Source organism: Streptomyces sp. NPDC050416 (assembly GCF_044458845.1).
GTDB lineage: Bacteria > Actinomycetota > Actinomycetes > Streptomycetales > Streptomycetaceae > Streptomyces.
This window is the reverse complement of record NZ_JBITII010000002.1, coordinates 165,316-187,588: the sequence shown is the minus strand read 5'-3', so window position 1 is coordinate 187,588 and position 22,273 is coordinate 165,316. Positions and strand designations below refer to the sequence as shown.

At 70.6% G+C, this 22,273-nt stretch carries 22 protein-coding genes; 16 read left to right on the top strand and 6 right to left on the bottom strand.

Annotated features, from left to right (window positions below):
* The first annotated feature begins 104 nt into the window (after window positions 1–104).
* Window positions 105–1,049, top strand: coding sequence for an NAD(+) diphosphatase (nudC, locus tag ACIBL4_RS05860; RefSeq protein WP_399406891.1), 945 nt, complete (start codon window positions 105–107; stop codon window positions 1,047–1,049).
* A gap of 13 nt (window positions 1,050–1,062) precedes the next feature.
* Window positions 1,063–1,692 carry a class I SAM-dependent methyltransferase gene (locus ACIBL4_RS05855; RefSeq protein WP_399406889.1) on the top strand — a complete coding sequence of 210 codons (630 nt, stop codon included), beginning with the start codon at window positions 1,063–1,065 and terminating at the stop codon, window positions 1,690–1,692.
* Between the two features lie 41 nt (window positions 1,693–1,733).
* On the opposite strand, the gene ACIBL4_RS05850 is transcribed toward ACIBL4_RS05855, so the two are convergent.
* Window positions 1,734–1,976 (bottom strand): mycoredoxin, encoded by a 243-nt coding sequence (locus ACIBL4_RS05850; RefSeq protein WP_004983675.1) that lies wholly within the window; start codon window positions 1,974–1,976, stop codon window positions 1,734–1,736.
* Window positions 1,977–2,161: 185 nt separating this feature from the next.
* Between ACIBL4_RS05850 and ACIBL4_RS05845 the strand changes: the two genes are divergently transcribed.
* The 5 genes from ACIBL4_RS05845 (at window position 2,162) to ACIBL4_RS05825 (ending at window position 6,119) form a co-directional block, all read left to right on the top strand.
* Window positions 2,162–4,357: an ATP-dependent DNA helicase UvrD2 gene (locus ACIBL4_RS05845; protein WP_399406887.1), complete on the top strand. Its 2,196-nt coding sequence runs from the start codon at window positions 2,162–2,164 to the stop codon at window positions 4,355–4,357.
* A 164-nt stretch (window positions 4,358–4,521) separates the two neighbouring features.
* Complete coding sequence (locus tag ACIBL4_RS05840; RefSeq protein ID WP_020270254.1) at window positions 4,522–4,848, top strand: hypothetical protein; 327 nt, start codon at window positions 4,522–4,524, stop codon at window positions 4,846–4,848.
* Window positions 4,849–5,021: 173 nt separating this feature from the next.
* Window positions 5,022–5,390, top strand: a complete 369-nt coding sequence (locus tag ACIBL4_RS05835; RefSeq protein WP_010047663.1) for a WhiB family transcriptional regulator — start codon at window positions 5,022–5,024, stop codon at window positions 5,388–5,390.
* Window positions 5,387–5,710 (top strand): hypothetical protein, encoded by a 324-nt coding sequence (locus tag ACIBL4_RS05830; protein WP_399406884.1) that lies wholly within the window; start codon window positions 5,387–5,389, stop codon window positions 5,708–5,710. The genes ACIBL4_RS05835 and ACIBL4_RS05830 overlap by 4 nt, the downstream gene beginning before the upstream one ends.
* 190 nt (window positions 5,711–5,900) lie before the next feature.
* Window positions 5,901–6,119 (top strand): hypothetical protein, encoded by a 219-nt coding sequence (locus ACIBL4_RS05825; RefSeq protein WP_399406882.1) that lies wholly within the window; start codon window positions 5,901–5,903, stop codon window positions 6,117–6,119.
* A gap of 38 nt (window positions 6,120–6,157) precedes the next feature.
* Here the strand turns inward: ACIBL4_RS05825 and ACIBL4_RS05820 are convergent, their stop codons facing one another.
* A complete protein-coding gene (locus tag ACIBL4_RS05820) occupies window positions 6,158–7,528 on the bottom strand; it encodes an ABC1 kinase family protein (RefSeq protein WP_399406880.1) in 1,371 nt (456 codons plus the stop codon).
* Window positions 7,521–8,735 carry a TOMM precursor leader peptide-binding protein gene (locus tag ACIBL4_RS05815; protein ID WP_399406878.1) on the bottom strand — a complete coding sequence of 405 codons (1,215 nt, stop codon included), beginning with the start codon at window positions 8,733–8,735 and terminating at the stop codon, window positions 7,521–7,523. Before ACIBL4_RS05815 ends, ACIBL4_RS05820 begins: the two co-directional genes overlap by 8 nt.
* Window positions 8,736–8,988: 253 nt before the next feature.
* Between ACIBL4_RS05815 and ACIBL4_RS05810 the strand changes: the two genes are divergently transcribed.
* The 4 genes from ACIBL4_RS05810 to ACIBL4_RS05795 all read left to right on the top strand — a co-directional run bounded on the left by ACIBL4_RS05810 (window position 8,989) and on the right by ACIBL4_RS05795 (window position 13,035).
* The gene (locus tag ACIBL4_RS05810) at window positions 8,989–9,603 is read left to right on the top strand and encodes a M48 family metallopeptidase (protein WP_399406876.1); all 615 of its coding nucleotides are present in this window, start codon (window positions 8,989–8,991) and stop codon (window positions 9,601–9,603) included.
* Between the two features lie 228 nt (window positions 9,604–9,831).
* A complete protein-coding gene (locus ACIBL4_RS05805) occupies window positions 9,832–11,571 on the top strand; it encodes a TerD family protein (RefSeq protein ID WP_399406875.1) in 1,740 nt (579 codons plus the stop codon).
* A gap of 11 nt (window positions 11,572–11,582) precedes the next feature.
* Window positions 11,583–12,263, top strand: coding sequence for an AIM24 family protein (locus tag ACIBL4_RS05800; protein WP_399406873.1), 681 nt, complete (start codon window positions 11,583–11,585; stop codon window positions 12,261–12,263).
* A gap of 16 nt (window positions 12,264–12,279) precedes the next feature.
* On the top strand, window positions 12,280–13,035 hold the full coding sequence (locus tag ACIBL4_RS05795; RefSeq protein ID WP_399406871.1) for an AIM24 family protein: 756 nt from the start codon (window positions 12,280–12,282) through the stop codon (window positions 13,033–13,035).
* 167 nt (window positions 13,036–13,202) lie between these two features.
* Here the strand turns inward: ACIBL4_RS05795 and ACIBL4_RS05790 are convergent, their stop codons facing one another.
* Together ACIBL4_RS05790 and ACIBL4_RS05785 are read right to left on the bottom strand one after the other, a co-directional pair.
* On the bottom strand, window positions 13,203–13,730 hold the full coding sequence (locus ACIBL4_RS05790) for an NUDIX hydrolase (RefSeq protein WP_399406869.1): 528 nt from the start codon (window positions 13,728–13,730) through the stop codon (window positions 13,203–13,205).
* Window positions 13,727–15,184, bottom strand: coding sequence for a zinc-dependent metalloprotease (locus ACIBL4_RS05785; protein WP_399406867.1), 1,458 nt, complete (start codon window positions 15,182–15,184; stop codon window positions 13,727–13,729). The genes ACIBL4_RS05790 and ACIBL4_RS05785 overlap by 4 nt, the downstream gene beginning before the upstream one ends.
* A gap of 192 nt (window positions 15,185–15,376) precedes the next feature.
* On the opposite strand from ACIBL4_RS05785, the gene ACIBL4_RS05780 reads away from it, so the two are divergent.
* The 4 genes from ACIBL4_RS05780 (at window position 15,377) to ACIBL4_RS05765 (ending at window position 18,551) form a co-directional block, all read left to right on the top strand.
* Window positions 15,377–16,498, top strand: a complete 1,122-nt coding sequence (locus tag ACIBL4_RS05780) for an SDR family oxidoreductase (protein ID WP_399406865.1) — start codon at window positions 15,377–15,379, stop codon at window positions 16,496–16,498.
* A 94-nt stretch (window positions 16,499–16,592) separates the two neighbouring features.
* On the top strand, window positions 16,593–17,054 hold the full coding sequence (locus ACIBL4_RS05775) for a molybdenum cofactor biosynthesis protein MoaE (protein ID WP_399406863.1): 462 nt from the start codon (window positions 16,593–16,595) through the stop codon (window positions 17,052–17,054).
* Between the two features lie 138 nt (window positions 17,055–17,192).
* Window positions 17,193–17,390 (top strand): hypothetical protein, encoded by a 198-nt coding sequence (locus ACIBL4_RS05770; RefSeq protein ID WP_356929767.1) that lies wholly within the window; start codon window positions 17,193–17,195, stop codon window positions 17,388–17,390.
* Window positions 17,391–17,459: 69 nt separating this feature from the next.
* Complete coding sequence (locus ACIBL4_RS05765) at window positions 17,460–18,551, top strand: PDZ domain-containing protein (RefSeq protein ID WP_399406861.1); 1,092 nt, start codon at window positions 17,460–17,462, stop codon at window positions 18,549–18,551.
* Between the two features lie 42 nt (window positions 18,552–18,593).
* Here ACIBL4_RS05765 and ACIBL4_RS05760 read toward each other — a convergent pair whose 3' ends face one another.
* A complete protein-coding gene (locus ACIBL4_RS05760) occupies window positions 18,594–19,136 on the bottom strand; it encodes a PPA1309 family protein (protein WP_399406859.1) in 543 nt (180 codons plus the stop codon).
* A 163-nt stretch (window positions 19,137–19,299) separates the two neighbouring features.
* Here ACIBL4_RS05760 and ACIBL4_RS05755 point away from each other — a divergent pair, with 163 nt between their 5' ends.
* The gene (locus tag ACIBL4_RS05755; RefSeq protein WP_399408087.1) at window positions 19,300–22,239 is read left to right on the top strand and encodes a UPF0182 family protein; all 2,940 of its coding nucleotides are present in this window, start codon (window positions 19,300–19,302) and stop codon (window positions 22,237–22,239) included.
* The last annotated feature ends 34 nt before the right edge of the window (window positions 22,240–22,273 follow it).

The window sequence follows — 22,273 nt, the reverse complement described above, 5'->3', positions numbered from 1 at the left end:
CGCCCCGCCCCGCACACCCCCGCCGAACCCGGTCGCCTCCCGCCGTACGTCCCGCTGATCAGCCTGCCGAACCCGACAGTTCCCCCGGGGAGTTGGAAGCACCCGTGACCACCTGGACCGACCAGAACGCCGACCGACCCATCTCGCTCACCGCACCGAGCGGCATCGACCGGGCCGCGCACCACCGGCTCGACGAGGCCTGGCTCGCGGCGGCGTGGAGCCACCCCTCCACGCGCTGCTTCGTGGTCTCCGGCGGCCAGGTCCTCATCGACGAGACGGCGGACGGGCGCACCGAACTCGTCATGACGCCCTCCTTCGAAGCCCCCCTCACCGAGGCACACCGCTACTTCCTCGGCATCGACGAGGACGGCGTCAGCTACTTCGCCCTCCAGAAGGACTCCCTGCCCGGGCGCATGGACCAGTCCGCGCGGCCGGCGGGCCTGCGTGAGGCGGGCCTGCTCCTGTCGGCCCGGGACGTGGGCCTGATGGTGCACGCGGTCGGCCTGGAGAACTGGCAGCGCACCCACCGCTTCTGCTCCCGCTGCGGCGAGCGCACCGTCATCGCCGCGGCCGGCCACATCCGCCGCTGCCAGGCCTGCGGCGCGGAGCACTACCCGCGAACGGACCCGGCCGTGATCATGGCCGTGACCGACGAGGACGACCGCATCCTGCTGGGCCGCCAGGTGCACTGGCCGGAAGGCCGCTTCTCGACGCTCGCCGGTTTCGTCGAGCCCGGCGAGTCCATCGAGCAGTCGGTGCGCCGCGAGGTCCACGAGGAGGTCGGCATCACCGTCGGCCAGGTCGAGTACGTCGCCAGCCAGCCCTGGCCCTTCCCGTCCAGCCTCATGCTGGGCTTCCTGGCCCGCGCCACCTCGACCGAGATAGACGTCGACGGGGACGAGATCCACGAGGCCCGCTGGTTCTCCCGCGACGAACTGCGCGCCGCCTTCGAGGCCGGCGAGGTGCTCCCGCCGTACGGCATCTCGATCGCGGCCCGCCTGATAGAGCTCTGGTACGGCAAGCCGCTGCCGACGAGAAGCGTCGCCTGACGGGGCCGCCCGGGTGTCCGACCCGTACTGGAACCACAACGTCCACCACCACCCCTCCGTGCTCGAGGCCGTCCCGGACGGCTGCCGCGAGGCCCTCGACGCGGGCTGCGGCGACGGCCTGCTCGCCCGCAAGCTCGCGGCACGCGCGGCATCCGTCACGGGCGTGGACCGCTCGCCGGAGATGATCGGACTCGCCCGCGAGCACGCGCGTGTGCCCGGCAACGTCACGTACCTGGAGGCAGACTTCCTCGCCGACGGGTCCCTGCCCGAGGGCGCGTACGACTTCGTCAGCGCGGTCGCCGTGGTCCATCACGCGCCGTTCGAGGATGCGGTCACCCGTCTCGCCCGGCTCACCGCACCCGGGGGCCGTCTGGTGATCGTCGGCATGGCCGCCAACCGGACGGTCCTGGACTGGGTCGTCAGCGCCTGCGGTGTGCCGGCGAGCCAGTGGCACGCCCGGCGGAACGGCGGCAAGCGGGGCCCGGCCGGGATGCCCGTGGAAGACGTGCAGATGTCCTGGGGAGAGATCCGGCAGGCGGCCCGACGGTTGCTGCCCGGCTGCGCCTTCCGCCGCACGCTGCTGTGGCGTTACGTCCTGGTGTGGGACAAACCAGGGGACACACGACGAGAAGGCGGCCCCTGAGACATCTCAGGAGCCGCCTTCCCGGCACAACCGCACGGCGATTAGGCGCCGATCTTCTGCTTCACCTGAGCCAGCGACGGGTTGGTGAGGGTGGAGCCGTCCGGGAACAGAACGGTGGGCACCGTCTGGTTTCCGCCATTCGCCTTCTCCACGAACGCTGCGGACTCCGGGTCCTGCTCGATGTTGATCTCGGTGTACGCGATGCCCTCGCGGTCCATCTGGCTCTTCAGCCGACGGCAGTAGCCGCACCACGTGGTGCTGTACATCGTCACAGTGCCCGGCATGTCTCTCGTGCTCCTTCGGTGGCTCGGGGACGGGTGGTTCGCAGTGGTGGAACGTACGCGCAAGGGCCACCATTCCCGCGGCCCGCACCCCGTCGGACGTGACGCCTGCCGCATTCGTACGACTATCAGTGCCCGCCTGTGGACAACCGGCACAGCCGTTTCGCGGGACCTGGCAGCATGGCCATGTGACAGCAGCAACGCACTCCACCCTGTTCCCGCAGGTACCGGACACCCCCGACGCGGTTCTCGAAGGGCTCGACCCCGAGCAGCGCGAGGTGGCCACGGCCCTGCACGGTCCGGTGTGCGTCCTGGCGGGCGCCGGCACAGGCAAGACCCGGGCGATCACCCACCGCATCGCCTACGGAGTGCGCGCCGGTCTCCTCCAGCCCTCCAGCGTGCTCGCCGTCACGTTCACCAACCGCGCAGCCGGGGAGATGCGGGGTCGGCTGCGCCAGCTCGGCGCCGCCGGCGTCCAGGCGCGCACGTTCCACTCGGCGGCACTGCGCCAGCTCCAGTACTTCTGGCCGAAAGCGATCGGCGGCTCCATGCCCCGGCTCGTCGACCGCAAGGTCCAGCTCGTCGCCGACGCGGCCGCCGCCTGCCGCATCCGCCTCGACCGGGGCGAGCTGCGGGACGTCACCGCCGAGATCGAGTGGTCCAAGGTCACCCAGACCGTCCCCGCCGACTACGCGCCCGCCGCCGCCAAGGCCGGCCGCGAGACCCCCCGCGCCCCCGCCGAGATCGCCCAGCTCTACGCCGCATACGAGGACGTCAAGCGCCAGCGCTCCGTCATCGACTTCGAGGATGTGCTGCTGCTGACCGTGGCCGTCCTCCAGGACCGGCACGACATCGCCGAGCAGGTCCGCGCCCAGTACCAGCACTTCGTGGTCGACGAGTACCAGGACGTCAGCCCCCTCCAGCAGCGCCTGCTGGAACTGTGGCTGGGCGACCGGGACAGCCTGTGCGTCGTCGGCGACGCCAGCCAGACGATCTACTCCTTCACGGGAGCGACACCGGACCATCTGCTCGACTTCCGCAGCCGCCACCCCGGCGCCACGGTCGTCAAGCTGGTCCGCGACTACCGCTCCACCCCCCAGGTCGTCCACCTCGCCAACGGACTGCTCGCCCAGGCGAAGGGCCGCGCCGCCGACCACCGCCTGGAGCTCGTCTCCCAGCGCGCCCCGGGGCCCGAGCCGGTCTACACCGAGTACACGGACGAGCCCGCCGAGGCCGAGGGCGCGGCCCGGCGTATCCGCGAGCTCATCGACGCGGGCGTCCCGGCCGCCGAGATCGCCATCCTGTTCCGGACGAACGCGCAGTCCGAGACCTACGAGCAGGCCCTCGCCGACGCCGGGGTGCCCTACCAGCTGCGCGGCGCCGAGCGGTTCTTCGACCGCCCGGAGGTGCGCAAGGCCAGCGTCGCCCTGCGCGGCGCGGCCCGCTTCGGCGGCAACGACTCCCTTCTGGACGACGCCGTCGACCTGCCCTCCCAGGTGCGCGCCGTGCTGTCGGGGGAGGGCTGGACACCACGGCCACCGGCCGGCTCCGGCGCCGTGAGGGAACGCTGGGAGTCCCTGGCCGCCCTGGTGAACCTCGCCCAGGACTTCGCCGCCGCCAAACCCAGCGCCACCCTCGCGGACCTCGTCGCCGAACTGGACGAACGGGCGAGCGCCCAGCACGCCCCCACCGTGCAGGGCGTCACCCTCGCCTCCCTGCACTCGGCCAAGGGCCTGGAGTGGGACGTCGTCTTCCTGGTCGGCGTCGCGGAGGGCATGATGCCGATCACCTACGCCAAGACCGACGAACAGATCGAGGAGGAGCGCCGCCTCCTGTACGTCGGCGTCACCCGCGCGCGCGAACGCCTCCACGTCTCCTGGGCCCTGTCCCGTTCCCCCGGGGGCCGCCCCAACCGCCGCCCCAGCCGTTTCCTCGACGGGCTGCGCCCCGGCTCGACGGCCACCACCGCCCGTTCCGCCGCCGGCAGTACGGGCGGTATCGAGCGCGGAACGCCCGGAACCAGGGGTTCCGCCCCGAGGAGAGTTCAGCGAACGCCCGCCCGCTGCCGAGTCTGCGGCCGCACGCTGACCGACGCGGGCGAGATGAAGCTGATGCGCTGCGACGACTGCCCCTCCGACATGAACGAGGGCCTCTACGAGCAGCTGCGCGAGTGGCGAGCCGACCAGGCGCGACGCAGTGGTCAGCCCGCCTTCTGCGTCTTCACCGACAGGACCCTGATGGCCATTGCCGAGACCGCGCCGGACGACGAGCACGAGCTGGCGCGCATCCCGGGCGTGGGGATGCGCAAGCTGAATCGCTACGGAGCCGACGTACTGGCCATCTGCGCAGGCCAGTACGCAGGAGGGGACACAGATCAGGACTGACGCGAACTCGTCGAAAAAATAGTTTGCGCATGCCCCAGCAATCCCCATAGGTTCTTAGGCACGAGAGCAGCGGCCTTCTCGGAGGCCCTGATTCCGTGTTGTACTTGCATATCCGCAGGACTGGTTCATCCAGTCCCCCGAGACGCCGAGAGGAGGCGAGTCCAGTGATCAGCATCAACACCAGCTCCGTCAGCATCGTGAAAATGACCGATCGCTCGGCCGTCTCCGCGTGCATGCTCGGCGTTTCGAACCTGGGCACCGGTCTGTCCGGCATTCGTGCCGCGCGTCCGGCGTCCTCCTCCGTTGCTCCCGCGGGCCTTCCCGTCCGTGAGCGCAATGAGCGACCGACCAAGGCACTGGAAGCGGCAGTAGTGGCACAGGCGCAGGCCTATGCCTTTACGGCGACCGGTGCCGGATTCCGGAAGCAGACGACGCAGCACCACCAGATGTGGGCCTTCCGTGGGCCAGAACCCTGGAGTGATCCAGCCTGATCGCCGATCAGGCCGGCGCCTTCAGGGCCGCGGAACCCCATCCGGGATCCGCGGCCCTTCTGTTTGTCCCCGACCAGGGACGACGGACCGAAGGAGCCTCGGGACAAGAAAGAACCCGGTACCAGCCGCCCCCCGGCCAACAGGCCGGAACGACCAGACGAGGAAGACGAACCGTGCAACTCGAAGCGCACGCCCCGTCCGTACCGCCTTCCGAAACGATCCCCAAGCCCGGCTCCACGGAGGACTCCGCCTTGACCCCGCTCACCGCGCTCACCGCGCTCGACGACGCCATCGAGAACCTCGGCGTGCCCGTCCCGTGCCGCTCGTACGACCCGGAGGTCTTCTTCGCCGAGTCGCCCGCGGACGTCGAGTACGCCAAGTCCCTCTGCCGCACCTGCCCGTTGGTCGAGGCCTGCCTCGCCGGCGCGAAGGAGCGGCGTGAGCCCTGGGGCGTCTGGGGTGGCGAGCTGTTCGTGCAGGGTGTCGTCGTCGCCCGGAAGCGGCCGCGTGGCCGCCCGCGCAAGAACCCGGTTACGGCATGAACACCGCAGGAACGATCGACCGCCCCCTCACGAACGACCCCCAGAAGCAGGCCCCGATGAAGCCGTCCACTGACGAGCCCGCAGGCTCCGCGACCCAAGACTTCACCACCACCGGCGCGAAGGACTCGCGTCAGAACAGGACCCGAGAGATGCAACTCATCCCAGAAGCCATGGCCCGTGCGCATATGCACGAGCGACTGCGAGAGGCGGAGCGGGAACGCCCGGCCGTGCGCCTGGCGACCGCCCGCCGGATGCAGCGCAGGGCGGAGCGCGCCTCACGGCGTGCCCGCCGGGCGCTCGCCATGGCGGTCATGCAGTAACCGACCTCACCAGAAGCGGCGGCCTCCCGAGCCCGGGAGGCCGAGCTCTCCCCGCGGGGGCCGATCCGTGCCGAACGGACCGGCCCCCGCGGTGCGTTGACACCGCGCGAACCGGCCGGGCCGTGCGCGGACAGCGGACGAGCCCCGCGTCGCGCAACGCGGCCGTCGGGCACGGCGATATCGTCGCCCCGTGACGAGTCCTCCGGGAGGCGGTGACGACAGCTGCGCAGCGGAGCCCCAGCCGCTCGTGTGCGACCGCTGCGGCACGTCCGCCGGAACCCTGGCCGACGGCCCACCACTGACCTGGACCTGCTCCGTCGAGAACGGCGCCCGCCGCTACTTCTGCGAAACCTGTGCCAGGGAGAACCTCAGGTCGATCGAAGGGCGCCTGGACTCGGACTGGTGGTGAGGCGCGGACAGCCGGTCACCCGTGGTGCCCGCTGAGGCTCACGCCTCAGCCACCGACTCCTCGCTGTCCGCCGGGTCGTCCGGGATGAACCCCGGCAGCCACTCCTCCAACTCATCGCGCAGCCGCACCGTAGCCCCCAGCTGGCACAGCACGCCGATCGTGCTCAGCGTCACCCGATGGATCAGCAGATACGACGGCGGCAGATTGAGCTGCTTGCCCAGCTGGTAGGCGGGGGAGCGCGGGTCCGCGATGCGGGCCGCCTGGCTGCGCATCCAGCCGCGCGTGAACGTGAACTCCTCGATCTCGGCCGGTTCGATGATCGGCAGAAGATAGTCCAGGACCGCGTCGGGATCCAGCTCTATGGTCTCCTTCACGAACCCCTCCGCACACAGGAGCTCGTAGACCGCCTCGGCCTCCCCGTCGAGAGTCATCCGCAGGGAGTCGCCGATGGTGGCCGGCAGGCCGCCCGGGAGGCGGTCGACCGTGCCGAAGTCCAGGACGCCCAGGCGCCAGTCGTCCTCACCGTCCGGGCCGCCGGGCAGCAGCCGGAAGTTGCCCGGGTGCGGATCGGCGTGCAGCAGGCCGGTGCGGGCGGGGCCGGAGAACAGGAAGCGGGCCAGGAGCTGCCCGGCACGGTCGCGCTGCTCCTCGGTGCCGTCCGAGATGATCTCCGACAGCGGGATGCCGTCGATCCACTCCGTGATCAGGACCTGGTCGGACTGATGCACCACCTGCGGCACGACCACGTCCGGGTCGTCCTCGAACTCCTCGGCGTGGGCCTGCTGGGCCTGGGCCTCCAGGCCGTAGTCCAGCTCCTCCGATACGCGGTCCTTCAGCTCCGTGATCAGCGGCTTGATGTCCATGCCGGGGATCAGCGGGCCGAGCAGGCGGGAGAAGCGGCTCAGCTGGTTCAGATCGGACAGCAGGGCCTCGCCGGCGCCCGGGTACTGGACCTTGACCGCCACCTCGCGGCCGTCATGCCACACCCCACGGTGCACCTGGCCGATCGAGGCAGCCGCAGCGGGCTTGTCCTCGAACTCCAGGAACAACTCGTGCCAGCCCTCGCCGAGACGCTCCTCGAGCACCGCGTGCACGGTGCGCGTCGGCATCGGCGGCGCCGCCTCCTGGAGCTTGGTCAGCGCGGCCCGGTAGGGGCCGGCCACCTCCTCGGGCAGCGCGGACTCGAAGACGGACAGGGCCTGGCCGAACTTCATCGCGCCGCCCTTGAGCTCGCCGAGCACCTTGAACAGCTGGTCGGCCGTGCGCTGTTGGAGTTCGCGGCCGACGAGCTCCGCGGACTCGCCGACGATTCGCTTGCCGAATCCCCAGGTCGCCCGCCCGGCGATGCCGAGCGGGAGCGCGGCGAGCTTGGCGGTCCGGGTGACCGCCTTCCGGGGAAGATCAGACATGCGCCCTCCAAGTCCCAGCCGGCCGCCTCGCCGCTGCCTTACGGCACTGCGCCGACGGCCGTTGCACCGCCATTGTCTCGTGTGACTCCCCATCCTCCGAGGGGTGCTCCCCCTTTCCTCTCTCCGCCGCTCCGCACGGGCATGCCGGATGCGCCCAGACCGGCCGCGCATGCCAGTGGAGACCGGGCACGGAGACCTCCCAGCGCGCTCCGGCGCTCGACGGAACCCGGCCGTCCAGGAAGGCGAGCGCGTGGGCGGCGGCCAGTCCGGCCACCGTAGTGGCCAGTGTCAGGTCGCAGGGCCGCACCTGTCGCTGTCTGCCGGAGCGCCACTGGGCGACCAGACGAGGCCAGGTCGGGTCCCGGTCCGTGCGGCTCTCGTTCAGGCACCCCGCGCAGCCCGTCTCCCCGGGCAGGACCAGTGGGCCGACCACCCCGGTCCCCTCCACGACCCCGGCGTACAGATGGGGTGTCCCGGAGGACATCAGGGGTTCGGCGGCCGACGGGTCGGGCGCGTGCACGGCGACATCGTCGCGTGGGGCGACGATCACCAGCGAGAAGCCCGGGTCGCCTTCCTCAGGGGAGGTCCGGGCTGCCGCGCGGCGCGGCGGCCGGTCGGGGGCCGCCCGGCGCACGGCCCGGCGGGCCGACTCGTCCCTGCGGTCGCCGACGGCCTCCGCGGGAAGCCCGCCCGGCGCGACATCCCACGGCTCCACACGGCCACCGTCGCGCACGTCGACCTCGCCCACGCCCGCCCCCGACAGCAGCGACGCCAGCACGGCACCGACCCGGCCCGCGCCCCGCACCTGCACACGCTGTGAGCGCCGGGCGGCCAGCTGCCGCATCGCGTCACCCGGTTCCGAGGTGGTCAGGGACAGGGAAGCGAGGTCGGGACGCAGCCGGTCGAGGACTTCCTTCTTCTGCCGCAGGGCGTCGGCGGCCTGCCCGCCGCCCCGCGCGTCGTCGAGGAGCCCGGCCCGGGCGAGCCGCCGCACCAGCCCGTCGACATGGCCGTCGGGCAGATCCATCCGGCGGCCCTCCTCGCGCAGCAGTTCCATCCCCCGTGTGCCGTTCAGCAGATCAAGGAAGCTGCCCGTCGCCAGGTCCATCGGGCCGAGCGTCATCGCATGCGCCGGTGTCATCCCGAACTGCACGGTGTTGAGGTCGCGCCAGCCGCGCCTGAGCGCGGGTTTCACCATCGGATGCATGACAGGCCCCCGTATGCCATAGATCGTCCCCGTATGCCGCGCGCAGACCCGGTCACCGGCCCGGCTGGTCCCGGCCCGGGCCTGTCCGGCGCTTCGCCGACAACAGCCAGCATGCCCAAACCGGTCGCCGACTGCAGAAAGTTGTCCACAGGTGCCGGTATTCGTCGTACAAATCCGGCGGCCGGCGGGGGGCATCGGCATCCAACCCTCTCGGAGCCGGGACTTCCCCGGGTACAGCGGGTAACGTCGGGGCGTGCCCGCCGACCCACTGCACCGCGCCGGAAAGCCACAGCGCAGCACGACGAGCCAGCCGCCGAGCGGCTCGGGGGCGAGCGCGATCGAGGTCCGCAGGAGCGCCCGCCGCCGCAGAACGGTCTCCGCGTACCGCGAGGGCGATCGCACCGTGGTGCTCATCCCCGCCCGGATGTCCGAGGCGGAGGAGCAGCGCTGGGTGAACGTCATGCTCGACAAGCTGGCCGCCCAGGAGAGCAAGCGGGCCCTCGGCGACGCCGAGTTGGCCGAGCGGGCCCGGCGCCTTTCGGACCAGTACTTCGACGGGCGGGCACGGCCCGCTTCGGTGCGCTGGGTGACCAACCAGAACACCCGCTGGGGATCCTGCACCCCGTCCGAGGGCAGCATCCGCCTGTCCCACCGTCTCCAGGGCATGCCCGAGTACGTCGTCGACTACGTCCTGCTCCACGAACTCGCCCATCTGCTCGTCCCCGGACACGGGCCCCGCTTCTGGGCGCTGCTGGAGGCCTATCCGCGCACGGAGCGGGCCCGGGGCTACCTCGAAGGCGTGGTCGCGGCCGAGCGGTTGCCCCATGTGCCCGGTGCGCGGGGTGAGAGTCCGAGTCCGGAGGGCTGATCGTCCCGTGGCTCCAATTGAGTGCCCCGTGAGCCGAGCGCCGGTATGCGCACCCGCGATGAGCACCCATCGTGAGCTCCGGGTGAGTGACCGCTTTCCGCGAGAGAGCAGCCGATACGGCCGGGCACGGGTTCTGTACCGGGTCTGTACCGACTGCGTCCGGTGTCCGAGATTGCCGTTAGCCTGGCGCGACGCAATCACGTTCTGGATGGGGGACGGTCGTTACGCATGGCCAGGGAATTCCAACGCGGCCACAAGGCCAGGATCAGTGACCTCACCGCGGGCACGGATCTGTACGTGGGTGTACAGATCGCCGGCCCCGGGCTGACCTTCGACATCAGCTGCTTCGGCCTAGACGCCGACGAACGGCTCTCGGACGACCGGTACTTCGTCTTCTTCAACCAGCCGAAGTCCCCCGAGGAGTCCATTCAGCTCCTGGGTGCCCAGGCGGGCGACACGGAGTCATTCCGGGTGACGCTCGACCGGATCCCGCCGCAGATCCAGAAGCTGTCCTTCACGGCGACGATCGACGGCGACGGCCAGATGTCGCAGATCGCCTCCGGCTACATGCGTATCGTCGCGGGCGGCGAGGAGGTGGCGCGCTACTCCTTCAACGGCTCGGAGTTCTCCACCGAACGGGCCGTGATGCTTGGCGACTTCTACCTCAAGGACGTCTGGCGGTTCGCCGCCGTCGGGCAGGGCTTCGACGGTGGTCTCGACGCGCTCCTGAAGAACTTCGGCGGCGAGGTGGCCGAAGAGGAGACACCCGCCCCGCCCGCGCCCGCCGCGCAGCAGCCGCAGACCGGCGCCGCCCCGGGCTTCGCACCGCCCGCGTTCGGCGTCCCCCGCACTCCGGAACCCGCCCACGCTCCCGCCCCGGCAGCGCCCCCGGCCCCGGCTCCCGCCCCGGCGCCCGCTCCCCAGCCCGCCGCGCAGGGTTTCGCGCCCCCGCCCGGCGCCACTCCGCCTCCGCCCCCGGCGCCCGCACCCCAGGTGCACGCCGCCCCGACCATCGTCGCGCCGATGAACACCCCGCCCGGGGGCTCCCCGGTGCCGCCCCCGGCCCCGGCGCCCGCGCCGTACGGCCAGCCGGGCCAGCAGCCGCCGCCGTACGGCCAGGTCCCCGGCCAGACGGCCCCGCCGCCGCCCGGATACGGCCAGCCTCAGGCACCCCATGCCCCGGCCCCGCCCCCGGGCTACGGTCAGCCCACACCGCCCCCGGGCTACGGCCAGCAGCCGCCCGGCCAGGCCCCCTACGGAGTGCCGCAAGGAGCGCCTCAGGGAACTCCCCAGGGAGCACCGCAGGGCCCCGGTGTCGCCGCCGCGCTCCAGCAGTTCAAGGAGACCCCCACCGGGCAGCGCTGGACGCAGCAGAACAAGAAGCTCGTCCGCGTCGACCTCGGCATCGGCGGACAACCCGTACTGGCCCGCCAGGGCAGCATGGTGCTCTACCAGGGCAAGGTCGATTTCAGCTACAAGGGCGCCGGCTTCGCCGGCCGGATCGTGGGCAACGCGACCGGCCAGGAGATGCAGCTGATGCGCTGCACCGGCCAGGGACAGGTGTTCCTCGCCGAGGACTCGACGATGCTGCACCCCATCGAGCTCCAGGGCGACGGCATCTGCGTCTCCGCCGAGAACGTCCTCGCCTTCGACGAGGGCCTCCAGTACGAAGTGCGCCGCATCGAGGGGCACGGCATCCCCGGGGGCGCGCTGTTCACCATGCAGTTCACGGGCACCGGCACGATCGTCGTGAAGACCCACGGCACGCCCGTGGTCCTGCCGGTCACGCCCACCACGTTCGCCGACTGCAACGCCGTGGTCGCCTGGTCGGCCGCCGCCCAGGTCGTCGTCTCCAGCCAGGTGCGGATGCGCCGCAACGCCTATCCGGGTGACAGCGGGGAGAGCGTCAACCTCCAGTTCCGGGCAGCGCCCGGGAACTTCATCGTCGTCCAGCCGTACGAGGTCTGAGGGAGCCCGTCATGACACAGCAACTCGCGGGCTACGCCCCCGCGCCCGTCACCGCCCGCATGGAGAACCACGGCAACCACATGCTGAAGGTCGCCATGCAGACCGGACACGACCTCCTCGCGCGCGTGGGGTCGATGGTCGCCTACGAGGGCTTCGTGCAGTACGAGCCCAACCCGCCGGCCGTGCGCCAGATCGCGAAGGACTGGATGACCGGCGAGGGCGCGCCCCTGATGAAGTGCTCCGGCGACGGCCTGCTCTACCTCGCCGACTACGGGGCGAACGTCGTCGTGATCAACCTCAACGGCGACGGCATCTCCGTCAACGCCACCAACCTGCTCGCCTTCGACGCCCACCTCACGTGGGGCGTCGAGCGGGTCAAGGGCCTGGCGAAGTTCGCCGGACAGGGCCTGTGGAACACGAAGATCTCCGGGCAGGGCTGGGTCGCGCTGACCTCCCGGGGCAAGCCCATCGTCGTCGACTGCGGAGGCGGCGAGGACGAGACGTACGTCGACCCCGACGCGCTCGTCGCCTGGTCCCCGAACCTCAAGGTGAAGGGCAAGCGGAGCTTCCGGGCCCAGTCGCTGATCGGCCGCGGCAGCGGCGAGGCCTACCAGATGGCCTTCTCAGGTCAGGGCATCGTCGTCGTCCAGCCCAGCGAGGACAGCACCGACCGCCTCCGGGTCCGGGGCTGAGGGGGAGCAACACGCCATGCAGAGCCCGATTTTCGCCTACAACGAGCAGCAGACCCAGGACCGCTGGAGTCTGCAGAACAAGCAGATGCTGCGCGTCGCCCTGGAGGGCCACGACGACATCCTGGCCCGAAAGGGCACCATGGTCGCCTACCAGGGCCTCGTCGAGTTCGACGCCGAGTACCAGAGCAACGACCAGGCACGCTCGCGTGCGCACACCGGTGAGGGACTCGACCTGATGCGCTGCCACGGGCAGGGCACGGTCTACCTCGCCAACCTCAAGCAGCACGTCCACGTCATGGAGGTGGAGCAGGACGGCCTCACCGTCGACAGCAGCTACGTGCTGGCGATGGACTCCTCCCTGCACCACGAGGTCATCGCCGTCGACAGCCTCTACGGCATCTCCGGTTCCGGGAAGTACCAGCTCAACATCACCGGCCGGGGCAAGATCGCCCTGATGACCTCGGGCATGCCGCTGCTCATGCGGGTGACGCCCGACAGGTACGTCAACTGCGACGCCGACGCGATCGTCGCCTGGTCGACGAGCCTGCGGGTGCAGATGCAGGCCCAGACGCACTCCTCCGGGGTGTGGCGGCGCCGCGGCAGCACCGGCGAGGGCTGGGAGCTGAGCTTCATGGGCACCGGCTTCGCGCTCGTCCAGCCCAGCGAACTGCTGCCGCCGCAGAACGCCCAGATCGGCTCGGGCCTCGCCGCGCAGTACGGCATGGGCCAGCAGGGAGCGCGCGGGCAGAACCAGGGCAACGTCTGGAACTGATCGCTCCGCGGGTTGGGCCGATCGGGGCCGGGGGCTGTGGGGTCCGGCCCAGGCCGCGGGCCGTCTGTGGCCGGTCGCGCAGTTCCCCGCACCCCTGAGGGCGCGCAGCCCACCGTCAGGACCGAACGTAAGGGGCGGCCGCGACAGCGGTCGCCCCTTACACATGCTCAGACCGCGAGCCTCGCGCGGGTCGCCTCCAGCAGGCGGACGACCGACTCGTCGGCCACCCCCGCCACCTCGTCGTACCCGAACCAGCGCACGTCGAGCGACTCGTCGCTGATCGCGTGCGCCGCGTCCGGCGGCGCCAGGACCGCGTACTGGACGTCGAAGTGGCAGTGGCACGGTGGCGGGATCGGGTGCCGGTCCAGGCGCACCGGGCCGCCCGGCAGCAGCGAGAGCCCCGAGACGCCGGATTCCTCTGTCGCCTCACGCAGCGCCGCGGCCGCGAGGGAGCTGTCGCCCGGCTCGCAGTGGCCGCCCATCTGGAGCCACATCCGCAGCTTTCTGTGCAGGGCCAGCAGGACCCGGCCGGCCTCGGGGTCGATCACCAGGGCGCTCGCCGTGACGTGGCCCGCAGGGCAGGCCTTCCAGAGGCCGTCCTGATGTTCGGCCAGATGGTCGAGGTAGGCCTGGCGCAGCTCCGGCTGGTCCTCGTACTCCTTGAGCACGAGGACCGCGTCGTCGTACAGGCTCACTCGGCGTCGTCGCCCTTGGTCTCGCCCTCGCCCTCGTCCTTCTTCTTCGGGTCGGGCTTCTTCAGGTCGGGCTTGTCCGCCGCCTCGCCGAGCATCTTGTCCAGCTCGGAGAAGTCGATCTGCTCGCGGTGCACGAAGCCGTCCGGGTCGTCAAGGTCGGTGGCCGTCGGCAGCATGTCCGGGTGGTGCCACAGGGCGTCCCGGCCGTCGACACCGCGCGCGTCGGTGAGCGAGGCCCACAGACGGGAGGCGTCACGCAGGCGGCGCGGGCGCAGCTCCAGGCCGATCAGCGTGGCGAACGTCTGCTCGGCCGGGCCGCCCGAGGCGCGGCGGCGGCGCAGCGTCTCACGCAGGGCGTCGGCGGACGACAGACGGGGCTTCGCGGCGGCGTGGACCACCGCGTCGACCCAGCCTTCCACGAGCGCCAGAGCCGTCTCCAGACGCGCCAGGGCTGCCTTCTGCTCGGGCGTGTCCTCGGGCTGGAACATGCCCTGCTGGAGGGCCTCCTGGAGCTGCTCGGGATTCTGCGGGTCGAACTGGCCGACGACGTCCTCGAGCTTGGCCGTGTCGACCTTGATCCCGCGGGCGTACCCGTCGACCGCGCCGAACAGATGCGAGCGCAGCCACGGCACATGCGCGAAGAGACGCTGGTGGGCGGCCTCGCGCAGGGCGAGATACAGCCGCACCTCCTCCTGCGGGACGCTCAGGTCCTTGCCGAACGTCTCGATGTTCACCGGCAGCAGCGCGGCCTTTCCGGCCGGGCCCAGCGGCAGGCCGATGTCGGACGACCCGACGACCTCGCCGGCGAGCACGCCGACGGCCTGCCCGATCTGCGTACCGAACATGGCGCCACCCATCGAGCGCATCATGCCGATCAGCGGGCCGGCCATGGCCTGCATCTCCTCCGGCAGGACGTCACCCATGGCGGTGCCGACGCGCTCGGCGACCGGGTCGACGAGCTCCTTCCAGGCGGGCAGGGTCGCCTCGACCCACTCGGCGCGGCTCCAGGCCACGGCCGATCCGGCACCGGACGGCAGCGACGTGGCGTCGTCGAGCCACAGGTCGGCGAGGCGGACGGCCTCCTCGACGGCCTTGCGCTCGGCGGGGCCGACGCTGGTGTCCTTGGTGCCGTCAGGACTGCCCTGGGAGACCGTCTGGCGGGCGATCTGCTTGGCCATGTCCCAGTTCACCGGGCCGCCCTCGTAGGAGAGCATCTGGCCCAGCTGCTGGAAGGCGGCGCCCAGGTCGTTGGGGTTCAGGGAGCCGAACATGGCTGCGAACGGATTGTCCGCACCGGGGCCGCCGCCGAATCCTCCGGCTCCGGGCAGGCCGCCGAAACCGAACGGATTGGCCGGTCCCTGACCACCACCGCTCTCCTGGTCCTTCTTCTTGCCCTCGTCGCCGTCGTCCGGCTCCTCCGGCGGAAGGCCGAATCCGAATGGGGTGTCACTCACGGGATTCCTCGGCTGGTAGGGCCGCCGGTTCTTTCCGGCGGCACGGCTGCCCGACAACACCACCCAGCGTAGACACCTGGGGCGGATCGGGCCTCGGTGCTTCGCCGACTGACAGCCTGCGGCAGGATGGATGCCACCTGGTACGCACGCGTCGCTCGCGCTCGTACTGAAGACAACCGCTGGAGACGCCCGGTGAGTTCCCCAGATCCGCAGGTTCGCGCAGCGCGAAACCAGTCAACCAGTTCCGCGGGCCCCGCGGGGCGCGGACCCGTCGTCGCGGTCACCGGTGCCGCGTACGGCGTCGGCGCCCTGCTCACCGAGCGGCTCGCCGCGTCCGACGAGGTCAAGCAGGTCGTCGCCATCGACGAGCGGCGCGGCGAGTGCGACGCGGCGCAGTGGTACATCCTGGACGTTCGGGATCCGGCCATCGCGGAGAAGCTGCGGGGCGCCGACGTGGTGGTGCACCTGGCGCTGGACCTCGACCTGGAGACCGACGCCGCCGCCCGAACGGCCTACAACGTACGGGGGACGCAGACCGTTCTGACGGCGGCCGCGGCGGCCGGAGTGCACCGGGTCGTGCTGTGCACCTCGGCGATGGTCTACGGGGCGCTGCCGGACAACGAGCTGCCGCTCTCCGAGGACGCGGAGCTGCGGGCCACGGCCGAGGCGACGGGCGTCGGCGACCTGCTGGAGATCGAGCGGCTGGCGCGTCGGGCGCCGCGGGCGCACCCGGGGCTGAATGTCACCGTGGTGCGGCCGGCGATCCTGGTGGGAGGCACGGACACCGCGTTGACCAGGTACTTCGAGTCTCCCCGGCTGCTCGTCGTCGCCGGGTCGCGGCCCGCGTGGCAGTTCTGCCACGTCGAGGATCTGTGCAGCGCGCTGGAGTACGCCGTCCTGGAGAAGGTCGACGGGGAACTGACCGTCGGGTGCGACGGGTGGCTGGAGCAGGAGGAGGTCGAGGAGCTCAGTGGCATCCGGCGGATGGAGCTGCCGTCGGCGGTCGCGCTGGGTGCGGCGCAGCGCCTGCACCGCATCGGGCTCACGCCGTCTCCGGCCGGGGACCTGGCGTACACGATGTACCCCTGGGTGGTCAGCGGCAGCCGGCTGCACGACGCGGGGTGGCGGCCGCGGTACACCAACGAGGAGGTGCTGGCGGAGCTCCTGGAGGAGGTCTCCGGCCGGCACACGGTGGCCGGGCGGCGACTGGGCCGCAAGGACGCGACGGCCGCTGGTGCCGCGGGAGCGACGGTGGCGCTGCTGGGCGCGGCCGCGGTGGTGCGGCGGGCGCGCAAGGCCCGGCGACGGATCTGACAGGCGCCCCTGTAGGAGACTCCAAAGGCGCACGCGCGCGTGCCGGTCGATGGCTCTATTCCGCGCTGTCGGTCGCGTACGGCACGATGGAGGCATGGCATCCACGAGCGATCACCCGGGTGAGCAGGCCGCGCAGGATCCGATCAGGATGATCGGGATCCGGGACACGGCCCTTTCCGTGGACGAGGTGTTCCGGGCCGTCGGGGACGACGCGGCCGGCGGTACGGCGCTCTTCGTGGGCACCGTGCGGAACCACGACGGGGGTGCCGACGTGGCGGAGCTGGGGTATTCCTGCCACCCCAGTGCGGAGGCCGAGATGAGGCGGATCGCCGAGAAGGTCGTCGCGGAGTACCCGGTGCGGGCGCTGGCGGCCGTGCACCGCGTGGGGGATCTCCGGGTCGGTGACCTCGCCGTGGTCGTCGCCGTCTCGTGCCCGCACAGAGGAGAGGCCTTCGAGGCCTGCCGGAAGCTGATCGACGACCTCAAGCACGAAGTGCCCATCTGGAAGCACCAGAAGTTCTCCGACGGCACCGAGGAGTGGGTGGGCGCCTGCTGAATCCGGCACCGCCCTTCCGGTGAATCCGGGACCCGGCCTTCCGGTTGCGTAACCGGACCCCTGGCGTGAGCGTTGTCACTGCGGATGGTTAATCTGCTGATCAGTCAGTTGCGGACGCTCAAGGGGTTGGAGGTCGGCATGGCGGCGCTCGCCTGGTTGCTGATTCCGCTTGTGGCTGCGATCGGCGCGGGCCTCTGGGGCAGTTGGGCCAACCGGACCCGCAAGGTCCGTGGGGACGGCCCGGAACTCATCGGTTACGCCCGCTTCCGCGAGGCCATGGAAAGACCCCGGCCGGGCACCGAAGGCCAGGGAAAAGAGCAGGTCACAAGCGTGTGAGACCACAGGGCCGCCTCGGACGGGCGGCCCTGACGGTGCGCTGACAGGACCGTCCCGTACTGTCGAGTCATGCCACGCCGCACCGCGACGATGCTCGCCTCCACCCTGATGCTGATCGCGCTCCTGTGCGCGGGAGTGTTCATCCCCGTGCCGTATTCGGAGATGTCCCCGGGGCCGACGGTGAACACGCTGGGCGATCACGGCGGAGAGCCGGTGCTCCAGGTCTCCGGGCGGAAGACCTATCCGACCAGTGGCCATCTGAACATGACGACGGTCCGGGTCACCAGCGCCGACTACCGGATGAACCTGGTCGAGGCCGTCTACGGCTGGCTCGCGCACGACAACAAGGTGGTGCCGCACGAGACGCTCTACCCGGACGGCAAGACCGAGGAGCAGTCCACGCAGGAGAACGCCGAGGAGTTCAGCCAGTCCCAGGAGAGCGCCAAGGTCGCCGCGCTGAAGGAACTCGACGTTCCGGTGAAGTCCTGGGTCATCGTCTCGACGGTCGTCAAGGGATCCCCGGCCGAGGGCAAGCTGCACGCCGGGGACGTGATCAAGGCCGTCGACGGCACGATGGTGAAGGAGCCGACCGACGTCGCGAAGCTCGTCACGAAGCACAAGCCGGGCCAGGACGTCCGCTTCACGATCGTGCCCGCCAAGGAGCAGGCCGCCGCGGAGAAGGAGAAGCGGACGCCGACGAAGACGCAGGACATCACCATCACCACGACGACGTCGGACGACAGCGGCGAGAAGCGGGCCATCGTGGGGATCTCCGCGGGGACCGACCACACGTTCCCGTTCACCATCGACATCAAGCTGGCCGACGTCGGCGGGCCGAGCGCCGGTCTGATGTTCGCGCTCGGCATCTACGACAAGCTCACGCCGGGCAGTCTGACCGGGGGCAAGTTCGTGGCGGGTACGGGGACGATCGACGACGAGGGCAAGGTCGGTCCGATCGGCGGCATCGAGATGAAGACCGTGGGCGCGCGGGCCAAGGGCGCGCAGTACTTCCTGACGCCCGCGGACAACTGCGAGGCCGCCGCCAAGGACACCCCCGAGGGCCTCACCCTCATCAAGGTCAAGACCATCGAGGACGCCCTCGGCGCTCTCAAGGACATCCGCGGCGGCGACACCGCCGGTCTGCCGAAGTGCGGTAAGTAGTCCGCCGGGCCGGACGACCGGCCCGGGCCGCGAGGCCGCCGGCTACTCCTCGAACGTCGCCGCCAGTGCCTCCGCCAGACCCGGTACCAGGTCGGATCCGGTGAGGACCTCCGTCGGGGAGTCCTTCTCGCGCAGGCGCAGGGCCGACTCACGGGTGCCGTCCCGCAGCACCGCGACCGTCATACGGACCTCCTGGCGGTCCGGGTGGTCCGCCACCCACTTCGTCAGCGCGGCCTCGTCCAGACCCTGCGGAACCTGGGCCTCCGCGGACGGCGGCAGCATCAGGCGCTCCACGGCGAGGGCACAGCCGGCCACCGCGTCGGGCCAGGCGATGGTGGCGAGGAACTCGTCGAGCGGCTTGCCCGTTGGAACTTCGTCCTGCTCGATCGGGGTGAGGCCGGGGTTCTCCGCCGCGTCGTCCAGACCGAGCCGGTCCGCGAGCGAGGGCTGTTCGGCCCTGAGCCGGGCGGTGTCGACGAGTGCGAAAAGGCGGGCGGGCTGGTCCCAGCCGAGGCCGGAGACGTACTCGTCGATCTCGAGTACGGCCCGGGTGAGCGGGCTCGCCGCCATGGGAGTGTTGGACATGGTCACAATCCTGCCTCGTTCCCGGCCGGAATCGGGAACCGAGTAAACGGTGAGTAAGTTGCATAGGTGGGGGCCCGCGATCACGGGGGCCACGGACGGTCCGTGAAGACGCGGACCTTACGAATCAACAGCGAACTTCGAGGTGCGCACCTTGGCTTTCCAGATGCCGGACCGCGGCGGAGGCCCGACAGGGCCGCGGATCAGAGTGGGCCGCCCGTCCCGGCGTGTCCGGACCCTGCTCATGACACTGGGCGTCCTGGCCGTCCTCGGCATGGTGTTCACCATGTTCGCGGGCTTTTGGACGGACTGGCTCTGGTACCGGTCGGTGAACTACTCGTCGGTCTTCACCACCACGCTGTGGACCAAGATCGGGCTCTTCTTCGTCTTCGGCCTGCTCATGGCCGTCGCGGTCGGAGTCAACATCTGGCTGGCGCACCGCCTGCGGCCGCCGCTGAGCGCCATGTCCATGGAGCAGCAGAACCTCGACCGCTACCGGATGGGCATCGCGCCCTACAAGAAGTGGCTGCTGCTCGGGATCACGGCCCTGGTGGGCCTGATCGCCGGAGCCTCCGCGTCCGGCCAGTGGCGGACGTGGCTGATGTGGGTCAACGGCGTGTCCTTCGGCCAGAAGGACCCCCAGTTCAAGCTGGACGTCTCCTTCTACGCCTTCGACCTTCCCTGGTACCGCTTCCTGCTCGGCTTCGGCTTCGCCGCCGCGATCCTGTCCGTGATCGCCGCCGCGCTCACGCACTACCTGTACGGCGGCCTGCGCGTCACCAGCCCCGGCGCCCGCGCCACGGCGGCGGCCACCGGCCACCTGTCGGTGCTCATCGGCATCTTCGTGGCCCTGAAGGCGGTCGCCTACTGGCTCGACCGCTACGGACTCGCCGTGAAGTCCAGCGACTTCAGGGCGACCGACAACTGGACGGGCCTGAGGTACGTCGACGCCAACGCCTACCTGCCGGCCAAGACGATCCTGTTCTGCATCGCAGTCATCTGCGCGCTGCTGTTCTTCGCCACCCTGTGGCGGCGCACCTGGCAGCTGCCCGTGATCGGCTTCGGCCTGATGGTGCTCTCCGCCATCCTCATCGGCGGCCTCTACCCGGCGATCGTGCAGAAGTTCCAGGTCCAGCCGAACGAGCAGGCCAAGGAAGCGCCGTACGTCGAGAAGAACCTCGAGGCGACGCGCAAGGCCTACGGCATCGACGGCACCAAGGTCACCGACTACTCGGGCACGAGCAAGACCGAGGACAAGACCACGCTCCGCGATGACGTCGGCTCCACGGCGAGTATCCGGATCATGGACCCGAACATCGTCTCGCCGACGTTCCAGCAGCTCCAGCAGATCAGGAACTACTACGCGTTCCCGAACAACCTGGACGTCGACCGCTACGCCAAGGACGGCAAGGACCAGGACACGGTCATCGGCCTGCGTGAGCTGAACCTGGCGGGCATCCCGAAGAAGAACTGGATCAACAACCACTTCCGTTACACCCACGGCTACGGAGTGGTCGCCGCCGAGGGCACCAGCGCCGACGCCCAGGGCCGGCCGAACTTCACGGAGTCCGACCTGCCCTCCAAGGGCGACCTCGGCACGTACGAACAGCGGGTCTACTACGGCGAGAAGACCACCACGTACTCGATCGTCGGCGGTCCCCAGAAGGAGATCGACTACTCCGACGACAACGGCGAGAAGACCACCAGCTACAAGGGCGACAGCGGGGTCAACCTCTCCAACCCGGTCAACCGGGCCGCGTACGCGGTGGCGTTCGGCGAACCGCAGATCCTGTACTCCGGCGCCATCGGCGACGGTTCGCGGATCCTGTACAACCGCACTCCCAAGGAGCGCGTCGAGGCGGTCGCCCCCTGGCTGACCATCGACGGCGACGCCTACCCGGCGGTGGTGAACGGCCGTATCGAGTGGATCGTCGACGCGTACACGACGACGAACGGATACCCGTACTCCTCGCGTACCACCCTCGGTGACACCACGGCCGACTCGCTGACCGCGACCAACGACAACCGCGCGGTGGTGGCCCAGCAGAACCAGGTCAACTACATCCGCAACTCGGTGAAGGCGACCGTCGACGCGTACACCGGCGAGGTCAAGCTCTACCAGTGGGACACCAAGGACCCGGTCCTGAAGACCTGGATGAAGGCGTTCCCGGACACGGTGAAGCCCAAGGGCGAGATCTCCAAGGACCTGATGGACCACCTGCGCTACCCGCAGGACCTGTTCAAGGTCCAGCGGGAGCTGCTCACGCGCTACCACGTGAAGGACGCGACGACGTTCCTCAGCGGCAGCGAGGTGTGGCAGGTGCCGGACGACCCGACGAACCGGTCGGGCAACGCGGTGCCGCCGTACTACCTGAGCATGAAGATGCCCGACCAGAAGGCCCAGTCGTTCTCGCTGACGACGACCTTCACGCCCAACGGCCGGGACAACCTCAGCGCGTTCATGGCGGTCGACGCCGAGGCGGGCGCCAGTGACTACGGCAGAATCAGGATCCTGAAACTGCCGACGAACACGACGGTCAACGGACCCAAGCAGGTCCAGAGCCAGTTCAACTCCCAAGAGGAGATCGCCGAGTCCATCAGGCTCCTGAGAGGCGGCGACTCCGAAGTCGAGTACGGCAACCTGCTGACGGTGCCGCTCGACGGCGGACTGCTCTACGTGGAGCCGGTCTACGTGCGCGGTGGTGGACTGAAGTACCCGCTGCTGCGCAAGGTGCTGGTCACCTACGGAGGCCAGACCGCCTTCGAGAACACGCTCGACGAGGCCCTCAACAAGATCTTCGGAACGGAGGGGCAGGCCCCCGAGCCACCGGACGAGGGTGACGACACCACGACGCCACCGCCGACGTCCGACAACCCGACGGTCCAACAGGCCCTGGAGGACGCCCAGAAGGCGTTCGACGCGGGTCAGGAGGCCCTGAAGGACAACGACTGGGAGGCGTACGGCCGGGCGCAGAAGGACCTCGAGGACGCTCTGAAGCGGGCCGAGGACGCGCAGGCCGGGTCCGGCCGCGGGGGCGCCGGGGGCGGCGAGAGCAAGCCCAGCGCCAAGCCGAGCGGCAGCCCGAGCCCGAAGCCGAGCAGCTAGGCCCTGGCCTGGTCAGATGCCCTCCCCGCGCCGT

What these genes read in the sequence shown, in the direction of transcription:
- ACIBL4_RS05815 (WP_399406878.1), bottom strand. Translation starts at nt 8,735, where the DNA reads ATGCATCCGATGGTGAAACCCGCGCTCAGGCGCGGCTGGCGCGACCTC.
- ACIBL4_RS05795 (WP_399406871.1), top strand. Translation starts at nt 12,280, where the DNA reads ATGCAGAGCCCGATTTTCGCCTACAACGAGCAGCAGACCCAGGACCGC.
- ACIBL4_RS05805 (WP_399406875.1), top strand. Translation starts at nt 9,832, where the DNA reads ATGGCCAGGGAATTCCAACGCGGCCACAAGGCCAGGATCAGTGACCTC.
- ACIBL4_RS05765 (WP_399406861.1), top strand. Translation starts at nt 17,460, where the DNA reads ATGCCACGCCGCACCGCGACGATGCTCGCCTCCACCCTGATGCTGATC.
- ACIBL4_RS05760 (WP_399406859.1), bottom strand. Translation starts at nt 19,136, where the DNA reads ATGTCCAACACTCCCATGGCGGCGAGCCCGCTCACCCGGGCCGTACTC.
- ACIBL4_RS05850 (WP_004983675.1), bottom strand. Translation starts at nt 1,976, where the DNA reads ATGCCGGGCACTGTGACGATGTACAGCACCACGTGGTGCGGCTACTGC.
- ACIBL4_RS05830 (WP_399406884.1), top strand. Translation starts at nt 5,387, where the DNA reads ATGAACACCGCAGGAACGATCGACCGCCCCCTCACGAACGACCCCCAG.
- ACIBL4_RS05770 (WP_356929767.1), top strand. Translation starts at nt 17,193, where the DNA reads ATGGCGGCGCTCGCCTGGTTGCTGATTCCGCTTGTGGCTGCGATCGGC.
- ACIBL4_RS05775 (WP_399406863.1), top strand. Translation starts at nt 16,593, where the DNA reads ATGGCATCCACGAGCGATCACCCGGGTGAGCAGGCCGCGCAGGATCCG.
- ACIBL4_RS05800 (WP_399406873.1), top strand. Translation starts at nt 11,583, where the DNA reads ATGACACAGCAACTCGCGGGCTACGCCCCCGCGCCCGTCACCGCCCGC.
- ACIBL4_RS05820 (WP_399406880.1), bottom strand. Translation starts at nt 7,528, where the DNA reads ATGTCTGATCTTCCCCGGAAGGCGGTCACCCGGACCGCCAAGCTCGCC.
- ACIBL4_RS05755 (WP_399408087.1), top strand. Translation starts at nt 19,300, where the DNA reads ATGCCGGACCGCGGCGGAGGCCCGACAGGGCCGCGGATCAGAGTGGGC.